Raw genomic sequence first — 12,917 nt, 5'->3', positions numbered from 1 at the left:
GAGGAGGTATGACAGATGAATTCAGAAATCATCTATTTCGTATGCGAGAGTGGAATGGCGAGTAGTATCATGGGGGCTACGATTTTAAGAAAGCGCTTACTTGAATGCGGTATTACGACAGACGTCAAGACATGTCGGATCGCAGAACTACCTGATCAAGCAGCTTTTATCGTCGGAGAAACGCAACTCGTCCATCGACACGTATGGAAAACACATTGTTCGGTTCATCCAGTCGATCGGATTCTTGATCCGACTGCATATGACGTCATCCTCGAATCTTGGCAGAAAAGAGTGAGGCTGCATGACTGAATTTACACCACGGGAACATGATATCTTATTTTTCCTCTTATCACGTGAGGAACCTGTTCAAATACAAGAGATTGCGGAAACGCTCGAGACATCGGAACGAACGATTCAACGTGAACGCGATCGTCTTGCCCAGTCTTTAGAAGATCATGATTTGCGTTTGACATATGTTCGCGGCAGAGGTCTCTTAATTGAGGGAACGGACGAAGCCAAACATGCATTACGGGACCAACTCTTGTTGTCACATAAACAATTACCGAACGCTGAAGATCGCCAAGTCGAGTTAGCGTATCGGCTACTACAAGAAGAAGGGATGGTCAAATTACAGGCGATCGCCCATGCGATGTATGTGGCTCCGAGCACGGTTAGCCAGGATTTAGAGCGGATTGATGAGTGGTTTCTACAATATGACCTTGAAATCAAGCGCAAAAAAGGTATTGGTGCCGAAGTCATCGGCGAAGAAATCAACAAACGCCGTTTACTGATTTCATTGATCTTTACGCAATGGGATGTTCTCGCTTTCTATCGCTTGTTACAAGGCGACGCCGGGCAATTACCTCATCTGTTACGCATGAATCGAACATCCTGGCTTGAGATGATCAATCAAGCGTACGCGGTCATAGCGCCATTGACGAAAGAAGGGCGTCTCAATGACCGACAAATCATGCGTGCGACACTCAGCTTAGCTTTACAAGCGTTACGCAAAGATCAGTTTCCGATGCGTTACGAGTTAAAAGCGTATCCGGTCGAAATCCTCAAATGGGTGGAACGCGTCGAAGAGCGATTACCTGACACGTTGTCGATTGCCGAACGCCAATGGTTATCAGAAGAATTGCGTGCTTTCTTTCAATCGGACGCAGGAGATACGGAAGAACTCGTCACGCGCCTTCGTGTAAAACGATTGATTGAGCATGTCTCCTTATTATATGGAACGAACTTTACGAAGGATCATGCGCTAGAACGCGGACTCGTCTCGCATATTCAATCGTACACACGTCAAAATAGCGTCAATCCGTCCTATGTCATCAAACAAATCGAACGGGAATATCCGCGCTTGTTTGATGCGGTCAAACAAGCAGCACTGTCGATCTTCACCGATGCGACATTTGAAGACGTAGATTTAGCATTTTGGGTCATGCATTTCGGTGCCGTTCTCAGCAAACCGACACCAAAACTCCCATATCGTGTTCTAGTCGTCTGCTCTGCTGGACTCGGTTCCTCTAAGTTGTTGATGAATCGGCTACGGCAAGAATTCGCTGAACTCGAGCACATCGATAACTCGTCCTTGTTTGGCATCGAACGGTTACCAATCGATTCGTACGACTTTGTATTGTCGACTGTACCGTTGCCTGACATTCGTCCACCACATCTTCTCGTCAACCCGTTGCTTCCTCAGGATGAGGTCGAACGGATTCGGAAATTAATTCTCGCCTTGCCTAAATCCTTTCAACCGGCACCGCGAAAGACAAAAACGGAATGGCTCGATCTTGAGCAATTGCATCGGCTCGTTGCATCGTCCATTCAAGTATCGGACGGATTCCGAATGGAACGGTTAGAGCGCGTGGGCGATGGGATTGAATCGCTCTTGTTTGAGATCAGTACACGCATGGTCGAGCAAGGATTGGCGAAGTCAGCTGTTTCGCTCTCTGGACAATTGCTACGTCGTCATGAGATGTCAGGTCTTGGTATTCCGGGAACGCGGCTTGCGCTGTTTCACGGACGCGATGCGACGATTCAACGAGGGGGATTCCTCATCTTTGAATTGCCTGAACCGATCGACTTGCTCGGAATGGATCAACAGTTACAATCCGTCGAACGGCTCCTCGTCTTGGTCGCACCGGAAGAGACCTCGAACGAACTGCTTGAATTACTCAGTTCGATCAGTGCTGCGATCATCGAGAGTCCCGAACAAATGGATCAATTCGAGTTCGGGGAGGAACAGACGATTCGTCTGCTTTTGAATCGAACGTTTCGAACGGTCATTGATCAATTCCTAGGTCACACTTGAAAAATCCCTGTCACTCCATTCCTGAAGTGACAGGGATTTTTTCACATCAAGCAGGCTTCTTTTCAGTCTGTCCAACTTCTTGGACAAAGACTGAACTAGGAAAGATTGAGTAAGCGCTTGCAGTACTCTTACAATAAGGTTATAGCAAAGCAATCATCTTATCAACTCATACACGAAATGGAGGCTAACGCAATGGCGACAGCTCAAAATGGAGCACGGGGCATCCGTGTACAAGTTCAACGGTTCGGAAGCTTTTTAAGCGGTATGGTCATGCCGAACATCGGTGCATTCATCGCCTGGGGTATCATCACGGCACTGTTCATCCCAACTGGATGGGCACCAAATAAGGAACTCGGTGAACTCGTCGGTCCGACAATCACCTATCTTTTACCGTTGCTGATCGGATACACGGGCGGGAAATTAATGCATGACGTCAGAGGAGGCGTCGTCGGGACGCTCGCGACGATGGGGGTCATCGTCGGAACAGAGATTCCGATGTTCCTCGGTGCCATGATCATGGGACCACTTGGCGGATACGTCATCAAAAAGTTCGATCAGTTGATCGAAGGAAAAATCAAACCAGGTCTCGAGATGCTCGTCAACAATTTCTCGGTCGGAATCATCGGTGGTTTGTTGATGCTCGGTGGATTCAAAGTGTTCGGACCACTCATGACAGGTCTTGACGACATCATGGCTGCAGCAGTTGGTGCGATTGTCAGTGCACACTTATTACCGCTTGCCAGTTTGTTCATCGAACCAGCGAAAATTTTATTCTTGAACAATGCAATCAACCACGGTATCTTAAGCCCTCTTGGTCTCGATCAAGTGAATGAAGCAGGAAAATCGGTACTGTTCTTACTCGAAGCCAACCCAGGTCCAGGTCTCGGATTGTTACTCGCTTACTCGTTCTTCGGTTCTGGTGCAGCAAAGAAAACAGCACCGGGTGCTGCGTTCATTCAATTCATCGGTGGGATTCACGAAATTTACTTCCCGTATGTCTTGATGAAGCCGGTCTTATTGCTTGCGATGATCGCAGGCGGTATGAGTGGGATCCTCACATTCGTCCTATTTGATGTCGGTTTAGTCGCACCTGCTTCACCAGGTAGTATCATTGCGGTTCTTGCAATGGCATCCCGCGGTTCTTACGTCGGATTGATCGCCGGTGTCCTTGTTTCAGCATCTGTGACCTTCGTTGTCTCAACTGTTCTGCTGAAGACAAGCAAAGCAAAAGAGACATCCCTTGAAGAAGCAAGCGCGAACGTCAGTGCGATGAAAGGCAAACAATCGATTGCCTCGACACTCGTTTCAGCTGATGCCAAACCACTTGCGGAAGTCGAACATATCATCTTCGCTTGTGACGCTGGTATGGGATCGAGTGCGATGGGGGCATCTGTCCTTCGCAATAAAATCAATAAAGCGGGCTTACCGATCAAAGTGACGAATACGTCGATCAGTCAACTGCCGCAAAACGCCGAACTGATCATCACGCATCGTGATTTGACGGAGCGAGCAATGGAACAAGTCCCAACGGCAGAACACCGATCAGTCGATAATTTCTTAAATGCCGGGTATTATGATCAACTCGTCCATGAGATCGAAACAGCACGGAATAAGATTTCTTAAAAATAAAGAGAGAGACACTCAAGGAGGAATAAACATGACAACGACAATGAACCTTTCACCGGAACTTGTATTATTGGACCAACAATTCGCAGACGAGACGGCAGCCATTACGGCTGCCGGTCAACTCCTCGTCGATCACGGGTATGTCGAAGCGGGTTATATCGATTCAATGCAGGAGCGTCATGCTTTATCGACGGTCTACATCGGCAACCATGTCGCGATTCCCCACGGAACAGAGTCGGCTAAATCGCAGGTCAAGAAAACAGGACTATCGATTCTACAAGTACCGCAAGGCGTAACGTTCGGAACGGAACAAGCACGACTCGTCATCGGTATCGCTGGCGTCGGGGACGAACATCTCGAGTTGCTCTCGAATATCGCGGTCATTTGCTCCGATGAGGAGAACGTCGAGCGTATCGTGGCAGCGACATCAAAAGAAGAAATCATCGCCTTATTGACAGCGGAGGTGTAAGCATGAAAGCCATCCATTTTGGTGCCGGTAATATCGGACGTGGGTTCATCGGCTTACAACTCGTCAAGACGGGTTACGAAGTCTGTTTCGTAGATGTCAATACGACGGTCGTCGATGCATTAAAAACGAGACAAACCTACGAAGTAGGTTATGCCTCTGAACAAGGAGGACGTGAACGGGTCAACGGCGTGACAGCACTCAACAGTTTATCTGAACCGGATCAAGTCATTGCAGCGATTCGCGATGCAGATGTGATTACAACAGCTGTCGGCCCGAGCTTGTTGTCGAAAGTGGCTCCTTTGATCGCGGAAGGGTTACGTCAACGTGATCAACAGACACCTGTCTATGTCATTGCGTGTGAGAACATGATTGGTGGGTCAAAACACTTGCAAACAGAGGTGGCGAAACATCAGCCGGTAGCGGAGAATTGGTATTTCCCGAATGCAGCGGTTGACCGGATCGTGCCGCTTCAGCATCATGAAGACCCGTTGTACGTCGAAGTGGAAGAATTCTTCGAATGGGTGATTGAGACGACTGGACTACCGGAAGCCTATCCACGGATCGAAGGTGTCACCTATGTCGAGAACATCGAACCGTTCATCGAGCGGAAGCTGTTCACCGTCAACACGGGACATGCGATCGCTTCTTATCTCGGAGCACTATTCCATAAAGAGACAATCGCTGAAAGTTTAACGGATCCACGCATCCGTCGTGGTGTCCAGACAGCACTTTACGAAACAGGGTGGTTGTTACTTGAAAAGTACGGCTTTAATCCGGTCGATCATAGTGCGTATATCCAAAAGAATATGAAACGCTTTGAAAACCCGCGAATTCATGATGAAATCATTCGTGTCGCTCGTTCACCGATTCGTAAACTGAGTCCAAGTGACCGACTCGTCAAACCAGCAAAGGAATTGATGGAGCGTGGGATCGAAGCAGATGGATTAGCACGCGGGATCGCAGCAGCCCTGACCTATTTCGATCCAAATGATTCAGAATCTTCTGAATTAAATGCGTATATCACGAAACATGGAATTGAAGATGCGTTAAACGCATACCTAAAACTGTCAGCAACGGATTCACTTGGATCTCGAATCATTGAACATTATGAAGCGATGCAACAACAAGTCAATTCGATTGCTTGAGAATAAGTGTGCGCACCACCCTTCACGTCACGTGAAGGGTGGTTTTGTATTTCAAATAACATGTAGCGCATCGTCATCGAAATAACCAGTTTTTGAAATTCTTCTATCACAATTTGATTACAATTTGTATATTAAATTTGGAATATTCGAAAACGAATATTTAGCGATTAAAATACATTGTACGCTATATGAACGGAACATCTCTATTCCGATTTTTCAGGTAAGAGAAGGTGATCATATGTTGAATTATAAAGTGAACGTATATAGATTAAACGGAGCACGACCAAAAGCAACAAAAGGAACCGGACCAAAACATTTGATTTATTCGAGTCAGTTTTCTTCACGTACACCAGTCCATTTATTGCATCAACTCATCTTGAATCGTTTGTTGGTTGAACAAGAAAAAAATCTTGATTTGACGTATACGATCGAAGTAAATGCGGTACTTGATCAATTCGTGATCGACGTCCGTGTCTTTTCAACAGATACGGTCAGTGTACAAGTCGAGCGTGACTTGATTGAAATCATTGAACGTGAAGAAGTCCGTCATATCCCAGCGCTTGAAATCGGAAAACCGGATTTCGCGGAATTCGCTCACATCGTCTTAAAGGTCAAGGAAGGCGGACCACGCCTGTCACAAGAGGATACGCAACGAATTTTCAATGAGTCTGGAGTTCGAGGGCGAATCATCCTGCATAAAGAGCGCATCGATAGTCATGAACCTTCCCATTCGATACAGTTATTGATCGGTGGGGCCGAGAAGTGTTTGTATAGTCTTTCGCAATACCAGCTTGATCCACTTTTCCGTAAACATGGGTTGACGATTCAATCCTTGAATCTGTTACCGTTTGATTTATTCATGATTCGTGACAAAATCGCGATGCTGTCTTCGGCAGATGCTTCGCAACTGTGGATTGATGACATCACGACATCTAAGAACGGACGATCACATCAGATTTGTTTTAACGATGGGAATGAATGCATGACGGTCATCTGTGATCTTCATGGATCAATTCGTTCTTATAAGTGTTCGTGATGGTTTAACTCTTCTTCGAATAGGCTACATTCTTAACAGAGGTTCTAACGAAGGGGAGTCGAGCAATCATGTTATCTAAACAACAGACGGAAGAATTCAAGCAACGGTTATTAAAGGAAAAAGAAAAGACGACATCAAACATCGAACAACGCGATACGGATTACGATGAAGGTGAATTGTCGAGTTACGATAATCATCCTGCCGATTCCGGCGATGAATTGTTCTTGCGGGAACGCGATCAAGCGATCACGGACATGCAAGAGGATATGCTCTCTGATGTGGATCGTGCCCTAAAAGCGATCGAGGACGGAACGTATGGCATTTGTAAGGTCTGTGGAAAAGAGATTGAGATTGAACGTCTTGATATCATTCCGGAAACGCTATTATGTATCGAGCATGCAAAAGAAGAAGCAGAACAAAATGAGAACGATCCGAATTCGCGACCAAGTGAAGAAGATGTACTGGATCCATCTGTCACTGCCCGCGGGAAAGACATCGACGGTGATACGGATGGATTCTCGAAAGTAAGTGATTTCGGTAGTTCCGATACACCGTCTGACCAAGAAGACGGAATTGACCCGACACGGTCTTGACCGGCAAAACATCTCCCGAAAATGGAGATGTTTTTTTCTCGAAAAAAATCACAAATAGTTACCGGAATTTTTTGACTTTTCATATAATTTTGGTACGATGGTATCGAGGGGGCTGTTTTAGCCTATATTAAAATGTAAGCGCATACAAGCATCCGTCTCACTGCTTGACCATTTTAGTTGAGGGAGGAAATAACGCATGATTTATGACATTCCGAACAAGCAAGGGTCAAAAGTACAGTACAAGGAACGGTATGAAAATTACATCAACGGAAAGTGGACGGCACCTGTCGGGGGAGAATATTTTGATAATGTCACACCTGTCACTGGTAAAGTATTGTGCCAAGTCGCTCGTTCCGGTAAGGAAGATATCGAACTGGCTCTTGATGCAGCACACGCGGCAAAAGAAGCATGGGGGAAAACGTCTGTAACGGAACGCTCAAACATTTTAAATAAAATCGCCAACCGGATGGAAGAAAACCTCGAGATGCTCGCTTATGCAGAGACACTTGAGAATGGGAAAGCGGTCCGTGAGACACTCAACGCCGATCTACCGCTCGCAATCGATCACTTCCGTTATTTCGCCGGTGTCATCCGTGCCCAAGAAGGTTCGGTCGGCGAACTTGATCAAGACACGGTAGCGTACCACTTCCATGAGCCACTTGGCGTCGTTGGTCAAATCATTCCATGGAACTTCCCACTCCTGATGGCTGTCTGGAAGCTGGCACCGGCTCTTGCAGCAGGAAACTGTGTCGTCTTAAAACCAGCAGAACAAACACCAGCGAGCATCATGGTGCTCATGGAACTTGTTGAAGATCTATTGCCGCCTGGTGTCGTGAACATCGTCAATGGATTTGGTCTCGAGGCAGGAAAACCGCTCGCTTCAAGCAAACGAATCGCAAAAATCGCCTTTACGGGAGAGACGACGACAGGACGTTTGATCATGCAGTACGCATCACAAAATTTGATTCCAGTCACACTCGAACTCGGTGGGAAATCACCGAATATTTTCTTTGAAGATATCATGCAGGCAGACGATGCTTTCTTCGATAAAGCAATCGAAGGATTACTGATGTTCGCGTTGAACCAAGGGGAAGTCTGTACGTGTCCGTCGCGTGCCTTGATTCAAGAATCGATTTACGAACCGTTCATGGAACGTGTTCTTGAGCGCGTCAAAGCCATCAAGATCGGAAATCCCCTTGATTCGGACGTCATGATGGGGGCTCAAGCTTCGAACGAACAGATGGAGAAAATCCTTTCGTATCTGGAAATCGGTAAGTCGGAAGGCGCAGAATGTCTCATCGGTGGAGAGCGTAATATGCTCGAGGGGGATCTCGCAGAAGGATATTACATCCAACCAACGATCTTCAAAGGACACAATAAGATGCGAATCTTCCAAGAAGAAATTTTCGGACCGGTCCTATCGGTCACGACATTCAAGACGGAAGAAGAAGCACTCGAAATCGCGAATGATACGTTATATGGTCTTGGTGCCGGCGTCTGGACACGTGACATGAACCGTGCTTATCGATTTGGACGTGCGATCGAAGCAGGACGCGTCTGGACGAACTGTTATCACCAATATCCAGCTCACGCGGCGTTTGGTGGTTACAAAATGTCAGGTATCGGACGTGAAAATCATAAGATGATGCTCAACCATTACCAACGGACGAAAAACCTACTCGTTAGCTATAACCCGAATAAACTCGGTTTCTTCTAAGTCGGAAAGGACGTGGATGCAAATGGTGGAACGTGTTCAGGCGACAGCAGCTTGTCTAGAGTTAATCGACCAGTTGAGAGAAAAACACGGTCCGTTGATGTTTCATCAATCTGGTGGTTGTTGCGATGGCAGTTCCCCGATGTGTTTTGCGCAGGGTGATCTATTCCTGGGAGATCAGGATAAAAAACTGGGAGAGATCGGTGGTTGTCCGTTTTATATTCATGAAGATCAATATGAGTACTGGAAACATACGCAACTCATCATTGATGTCGTGGATGGTCGAGGCGGAATGTTCTCTCTTGAAGGTGTCGAAGGGAAACGTTTTTTGACACGCTCCCGTGCGTTCACGCAAGAGGAATACGCTGAACTATCAGCATCAAGCTAATGAAAAATCAAACACGGTTTCGTCGAGGTGACTTGTTCATTCAGGTCGCTCGTACGGAATCGTGTTTTTTTGTTCGTATCACGACGTTCGAACAGGATAAAAGTTGGTAATGCGGCATAAGAACGGTATAATGAACTCATATTTTGACGAGAAGATAGTTTCACACTATGACATTATAGGGGGTCACCATGAAATATCCATTTTTAGGTTGGACAGGTCAAACGATCGGAGTGACGGCGCCCTCCTCCGGATTACGTGAACAGCAACAGGAATGGGTCGAACGAGCAGTTGAACAGGTACAAGCACGGCAAATGCACGTCCGTTTAGGTGAAACGATTTGGTCGCATCAACTTGCTGAGAGTGCACCGGTCAAACAACGGGCGGAGGAATTGAATCACATGATGACGGATGAGACGATTGATGCCGTCATCCCGCCATTTGGTGGGGAACGCGCCATTGATCTTTTACCCGAGTTGACGCTAGCTACTTACCAAACAAAATGGTTGCTTGGCTATTCCGATATCAGTACGTTATTGCTCAGTCTGACGCTTCAGACGGGAATCGCGACAGCACATGGTCCGAATTTCGTTGAGCTTCGGAGTGAAGAATGGGACGAGACGACAAGTGCCTGGCGACGGGTGCTCGCGACGCCAACTGGAGGAACCGTCACACAATGGGCTTCCGATCGTTATCAACCCGAGTGGACTGATGAAGAACGTCCAACAGGTTCGTTATTTCAGCTAACGGAAGCGACGGAATGGAAAGCACTTGATGAGCGAACAGAAGTGACTGGACGGTTACTTGGTGGGTGTCTGGAGACGATTCGCCATCTGATTGGGACACCGTATGGAGATGTGCAGCGTTTCCAGCGTGAAGAGATCAACGGAGAACCGATCCTCTGGTACTTTGAGGTGTCTGAAGCGAATTCTGCAGAGGTACACCGGACGCTGCGACAAATGGCGTATGCTGGGTGGTTCGACCATGCGGCTGGCTTTTTATTTGGCCGTACGTCTGCAAGGATTATAGAAGATCTGACATGGCTAGACGTATATCAATATCTCGCGGATGAGACGGGCTTACCAGTCTTATATGATCTTGACATCGGTCATCAACCGCCACAGTTGACGTTAATCAATGGAGCGACGGGGACGGTTCGTATTCAAGGGAAAGATTCACGAATCGATCTTACGTTCAACTAAAAAGGAGAGCACGCAATGGCACGTCGTAAGTTTCAAGCATTAGGCGTTTATAAACGCGTCCATATCAATCCTGAGACACGTCGAATGACGTTACCTGAACCATTTTACGATGCACTTCGTCTAGAAGATGAATTGCTGATTGCACAAGTCGGAGATGTTCTCGTCATGCGACGTCCGGGGGAGGTCGTCGAGACAGAAACGGAATTATTGAGCGAACTCGTAGAAGATGGATTCACGGGTACAGAGCTTGTCCAGGAATTTGCCTACCGGCGTCAGCAACAAGAACAACGATTACGTCAACAAGTCTTGCAGGATGAAGAGGATGACCATGCTGCTCAACTGAAGATCGAGCTATAACGGAAAGAAGGAGTGGGGCAGATGCGTCGCAGAACAAAAATTGGAATCGGAGTCATCGGATCCGGATTAGTAGCAGCGAGTTATTATTTTTATGAGATGGCAATCGCTACGAATCCAAAGCCATTCTTATCGAATAATCGAGATTTGAGTGACGAGATGGTCCGATTGATGCAACCTGGTCAGACGTGGATCAAGGAGCAACCGCTTGAGCGGATCGAGATTGAAGCGAAAGACGGCTTAACGTTACGCGGGCATTTCCTTCCGTCACCTGTTCCGTCAGATCGGATCGTCATTCTCGTGCATGGGTACGGAGGCGTCGGAACGGATTTAGCCGGATTCGCCTATCTGTACCATCAGGCCGGTTTCCATGTCATGATGCCCGATAATCGTGGACACGGGATGAGTGACGGTCACTATATCGGATTCGGATGGCATGACCGGGAAGATTGTCTCAGTTGGTCGAACTATCTGATTGAACGGATCGGACAGGAGGCGAAACTATTCCTGCATGGCGTATCGATGGGAGGGGCGACCGTATTGATGACGAGTGGCGAACAACTCCCGCCACAAATCAAAGGAATCATTTCTGATTGTGCCTATACGTCCGTCAATGCAGTCCTTGCGTATCAGATGAAGCGGATGTACCGTCTACCTCACTTCCCGTTTTTAGGGATGACGAGTGTATTGACGAAGCTAAAGGCAGGTTATACGTTCCGTGAAGCATCTGCGCTGAAACAGGTCAAAAAGGCACAAGTACCGATTTTGTTCATCCATGGTGGGGCGGATACATTCGTACCGACAGACATGGTGTATGAGCTGTATGAAGCTTGTCCGACGGAAAAAGAGCTCGTCGTTATTCCGAATGCCGCTCACGCGATGGCCTATTTTGAGGATCCAGCATTGTATGATGATGTCGTCGAGAAGTTCGTACGTAACATCTTGCGAAATGATTGACAACTCAGTTCTTTACCCGCTATATTAATATCATAAATCAACGTCGTCGTGGCGGAACTGGTAGACGCGCTAGACTCAGAATCTAGTGGTGGCAACACCGTGGAGGTTCAAGTCCTCTCGGCGGCATAAATGATTGAAGGAGGCAATCCCAGCAAGGGATTGCCTCCTTTTTTGTTGCTGAATAGAAAACGATTACAACGAATAAAAATTCAGAAAAGTTTATCTTTTTAGAATTTTTCTGGTAAAATACGTTTTAAAGAGGGTACTCTTCAGGGAAAGTACTAAGTAGAGTTAACAATCTTTAACACATAGGAGAGGGGAAACAAACATGAAAAAAGGGAGTATCTTGTTAGCGCTCTTGATGAGCTGTGTTCTCGTACTTGGTGCATGTAGCATCGGTTCGAAAGAAGAAGAGTCGTCAGAAGGAAAAACGTACAAGGTCGGCATTGACGTCACGTATCCACCATTCGAATATAAAGACGGGGATACGTACAAAGGAATCGACATCGATCTCATGAAAGCAATCGCGAAGGATCAGAACTTCAAGATTCAATTTGAAGCGATGGACTTTAGCGGTATCATTCCGGCACTTCAAGCAAATCAATTGGACGTTGCCATTGCTGGTATGAGTATTACGCCAGAACGGAAGAAAGTCGTCACATTCTCGGATCCATACTTCAAAGCTGGTCTTATTCTAGTCGTCAAAGAAGATGAGAATGGTATTAAATCCGTCAACGATTTAAAAGGGAAAAAAGTAGCCGTCAAAAAGGGAACGACGGGTGCGAAATATGCAACGGATAACGCAGATAAGCTTGGCTTCACGGTCACACAGTTCAATGACAGCCCAGCGATGTTCCAAGAAGTGAAGAACGGTAACGCAGCAGCCTTGATTGAAGATTATCCTGTCATCTCATATGCCAACAAACAACAAAACCTTGGATTAAAACTTGTCGGAGACCGTCTCAACGGGGACAACTACGGAATCGCTGTCTTAAAAGGTGAGAACGAGGATCTGATGAAGAAAATCAACAAAGGACTTGCGAATCTGAAAGAAAACGGTGAATACGATAAAATCGTTGATACGTATCTGAAATAAGTCGCAAGGCGATAAGGGAGTGGGAT

General features: G+C 46.7%; 13 protein-coding genes and 1 tRNA gene. All 14 read left to right on the top strand.

The genetic code is table 11. The features are described from left to right. Nucleotides 1–15 precede the first annotated feature (15 nt). The 14 genes from KNQ08_RS06160 (at nucleotide 16) to KNQ08_RS06095 (ending at nucleotide 12,891) form a co-directional block, all read left to right on the top strand. A complete protein-coding gene (locus KNQ08_RS06160) occupies nucleotides 16–309 on the top strand; it encodes a PTS sugar transporter subunit IIB (RefSeq protein ID WP_023468563.1) in 294 nt (97 codons plus the stop codon). Then, a complete protein-coding gene (locus KNQ08_RS06155; protein ID WP_064299707.1) occupies nucleotides 302–2,314 on the top strand; it encodes a BglG family transcription antiterminator in 2,013 nt (670 codons plus the stop codon). Before KNQ08_RS06160 ends, KNQ08_RS06155 begins: the two co-directional genes overlap by 8 nt. A gap of 192 nt (nucleotides 2,315–2,506) precedes the next feature. Then, nucleotides 2,507–3,937: a PTS mannitol transporter subunit IIBC gene (locus KNQ08_RS06150; protein ID WP_050678286.1), complete on the top strand. Its 1,431-nt coding sequence runs from the start codon at nucleotides 2,507–2,509 to the stop codon at nucleotides 3,935–3,937. Nucleotides 3,938–3,971: 34 nt separating this feature from the next. Beyond that, entirely contained in the window at nucleotides 3,972–4,409 is a 438-nt protein-coding gene (locus KNQ08_RS06145; RefSeq protein WP_231884652.1) for a PTS mannitol transporter subunit IIA, read from the top strand. A 2-nt stretch (nucleotides 4,410–4,411) separates the two neighbouring features. Continuing rightward, nucleotides 4,412–5,554, top strand: a complete 1,143-nt coding sequence (locus tag KNQ08_RS06140; protein ID WP_214805110.1) for a mannitol-1-phosphate 5-dehydrogenase — start codon at nucleotides 4,412–4,414, stop codon at nucleotides 5,552–5,554. A 238-nt stretch (nucleotides 5,555–5,792) separates the two neighbouring features. Next, the gene (locus tag KNQ08_RS06135) at nucleotides 5,793–6,590 is read left to right on the top strand and encodes a hypothetical protein (protein WP_214728301.1); all 798 of its coding nucleotides are present in this window, start codon (nucleotides 5,793–5,795) and stop codon (nucleotides 6,588–6,590) included. 68 nt (nucleotides 6,591–6,658) lie between these two features. Further along, complete coding sequence (locus KNQ08_RS06130) at nucleotides 6,659–7,183, top strand: TraR/DksA C4-type zinc finger protein (RefSeq protein WP_023468557.1); 525 nt, start codon at nucleotides 6,659–6,661, stop codon at nucleotides 7,181–7,183. A 196-nt stretch (nucleotides 7,184–7,379) separates the two neighbouring features. Then, nucleotides 7,380–8,900 carry an aldehyde dehydrogenase gene (gene adh / locus KNQ08_RS06125; protein WP_055968451.1) on the top strand — a complete coding sequence of 507 codons (1,521 nt, stop codon included), beginning with the start codon at nucleotides 7,380–7,382 and terminating at the stop codon, nucleotides 8,898–8,900. A gap of 22 nt (nucleotides 8,901–8,922) precedes the next feature. Further along, a complete protein-coding gene (locus tag KNQ08_RS06120; RefSeq protein ID WP_023468555.1) occupies nucleotides 8,923–9,285 on the top strand; it encodes a DUF779 domain-containing protein in 363 nt (120 codons plus the stop codon). A 188-nt stretch (nucleotides 9,286–9,473) separates the two neighbouring features. Further along, nucleotides 9,474–10,484 carry a S66 family peptidase gene (locus KNQ08_RS06115; RefSeq protein WP_214805108.1) on the top strand — a complete coding sequence of 337 codons (1,011 nt, stop codon included), beginning with the start codon at nucleotides 9,474–9,476 and terminating at the stop codon, nucleotides 10,482–10,484. 15 nt (nucleotides 10,485–10,499) lie between these two features. Further along, nucleotides 10,500–10,841, top strand: coding sequence for a hypothetical protein (locus tag KNQ08_RS06110; protein WP_050678281.1), 342 nt, complete (start codon nucleotides 10,500–10,502; stop codon nucleotides 10,839–10,841). A 21-nt stretch (nucleotides 10,842–10,862) separates the two neighbouring features. Next, nucleotides 10,863–11,795 (top strand): alpha/beta hydrolase, encoded by a 933-nt coding sequence (locus tag KNQ08_RS06105; RefSeq protein WP_055968447.1) that lies wholly within the window; start codon nucleotides 10,863–10,865, stop codon nucleotides 11,793–11,795. Nucleotides 11,796–11,837: 42 nt separating this feature from the next. Further along, a tRNA-Leu gene (locus KNQ08_RS06100) sits at nucleotides 11,838–11,921 on the top strand. Between the two features lie 202 nt (nucleotides 11,922–12,123). Next, the gene (locus tag KNQ08_RS06095) at nucleotides 12,124–12,891 is read left to right on the top strand and encodes a transporter substrate-binding domain-containing protein (protein ID WP_023468551.1); all 768 of its coding nucleotides are present in this window, start codon (nucleotides 12,124–12,126) and stop codon (nucleotides 12,889–12,891) included. Nucleotides 12,892–12,917: the final 26 nt, after the last annotated feature.

Source organism: Exiguobacterium sp. s46 (assembly GCF_018618875.1).
GTDB classification, from domain to species: Bacteria; Bacillota; Bacilli; order Exiguobacteriales; family Exiguobacteriaceae; genus Exiguobacterium_A; species Exiguobacterium_A abrahamii.
The sequence above is the reverse complement of the archived record's forward strand: the minus strand, read 5'-3'. Positions and strand labels throughout refer to the sequence as shown.